Below are 1129 nucleotides of genomic sequence, written 5' to 3'. Positions count from 1 at the left end.
CTAGTGTATCGTGTCATTGATTGGTTTTCGGTTGGGCTTTCTTCAGAGTGTCCTCGGCGGTTTTGGTCCAGACGAAGGGGTGTTTGCGGTCGTTCCAGCCGTTGATGAAGGCGCGGATCTTCGCGTTGAGGTCTTTGACGGAGGTGAAGATCCCGCGGCGGATGGCTTGTCGGTCGATGATGCCGAACCAGACTTCGACGAGGTTGAGCCAGGACGCTGAGGTCGGTGTGAAGTGGACGTGGAAGTTCTTGTGTCGGGCGAGCCAGTCCTTCACTTCGGGGGTCTTGTGGGTGGCGTAGTTGTCCATGACCAGGTGCAGTTCCTGGTCGGGGTAGGCGCGGTCGATCTGCCGTAGGAACGCCAGGAACTCCTGGTGGCGATGTCGCGGTGTGACCGCGGCGGTGACCTGCCCGGTCGCGATCTCCAGGGCCGCGAACAAGGTGGTGGTGCCGTGGCGTTTGTAGTCGTGGGTGCGGCGTTCAATCTGCCCTGGCTGCATCGGCAGCATCGGCGCCGTGCGATCGAGGGCCTGGATCTGCGATTTCTCGTCCACGCACAACACGATCGCGTTCTCCGGCGGCTCCAGGTACAGGCCGACGACATCGGTGACCTTGGCGACCAGCTGCGGATCGGTGGAGAACTTGAATGTTCCCGACCGCCACGGCTGCACGCCGTACTCGCGCCAGGCGCGGGCGACCGTGGCGTTCCCGATTCCGAGGTGCCCGGCCAGCAGCCGCGACGACCAGTGTGTGACTCCGTACTTCTTCGGTGGCGGCATCAACGTCGCCGACACCACATCGGCGTGATCGACATGCCGTGGGCGACCGGGCCTTTGCGCGTCGAGGAGACCATCGAGTCCGTCCTGGAGATACCGGGAACGCCACTTGAGGACCGTCGGCACCGACACCCCGACGACCTCACTGATCCGCGTATTAGCCATCCCATCGGCAGCAAGCATGACGATCCGCGCACGACGCGCCAGACCGGCCGGCGCCGTGGTCGACCTCAACAACTGATCGAGTTCGTCCGCATCGCCATCACGCAGTTCCAGGGCCGGGGCAGAAGTATTAGCCATAACCAACTATCTCAACCCGACACCCCTAAACTAATTAACGACACGAGACACTAG

The 1129-nt window shown here is 62.4% G+C and carries 1 protein-coding gene; it reads right to left on the bottom strand.

The window, feature by feature from the left end; genetic code table 11:
* Window positions 1–13 precede the first annotated feature (13 nt).
* Complete coding sequence (locus GP2_RS20815; RefSeq protein WP_083900305.1) at window positions 14–1075, bottom strand: IS630 family transposase; 1062 nt, start codon at window positions 1073–1075, stop codon at window positions 14–16.
* Between the last annotated feature and the right edge of the window lie 54 nt (window positions 1076–1129).

Origin of the sequence: Gordonia paraffinivorans NBRC 108238 (assembly GCF_000344155.1) — a bacterium.
Classification (GTDB): domain Bacteria; phylum Actinomycetota; class Actinomycetes; order Mycobacteriales; family Mycobacteriaceae; genus Gordonia; species Gordonia paraffinivorans.
Note: the sequence above shows the minus strand (reverse complement) of the source record. Positions and strands in the feature narration are given on the sequence as shown.

Bases quoted from the DNA above. Each gene is read 5' to 3' on its own strand.
- GP2_RS20815 (WP_083900305.1), bottom strand. From the start codon at position 1,075: ATGGCTAATACTTCTGCCCCGGCCCTGGAACTGCGTGATGGCGATGCG.